The following is a 307-nucleotide window of genomic DNA, read 5'->3' on the forward strand; positions in this document are numbered from 1 at the left end:
GTCACCGAGTTGTCGACGAACTGACGATCGTGGCTGACCAGCAGCACGGTGCCCTGATAGCCGTCGATCAGCTCTTCCAGCAGCTCCAGCGTTTCGACGTCGAGATCGTTGGTTGGTTCATCGAGGATCAGCAGATTGCTCGGTTTCAGAAACAGCTTAGCCAACAGCAGGCGGTTACGCTCACCGCCCGACAGCGCCTTCACCGGCGTCATCGCGCGTTTCGGGTGGAACAGGAAGTCCTGCAGGTAGCCCAAGACGTGGCGAGGGCGACCGTTGACCATCACTTCCTGTTTGCCTTCCGCCAGGT

1 protein-coding gene is annotated in these 307 nt (G+C 59.6%); it reads right to left on the bottom strand.

Annotated features, from left to right (window positions below; genetic code table 11):
• Window positions 1–307, bottom strand: a 307-nt coding sequence (locus KHA85_RS20825; protein WP_213186774.1) for an ATP-binding cassette domain-containing protein, incomplete at both ends; no start/stop codon positions are given.

Origin of the sequence: Dietzia massiliensis (assembly GCF_018390595.1) — a bacterium.
GTDB lineage: Bacteria > Actinomycetota > Actinomycetes > Mycobacteriales > Mycobacteriaceae > Dietzia > Dietzia massiliensis.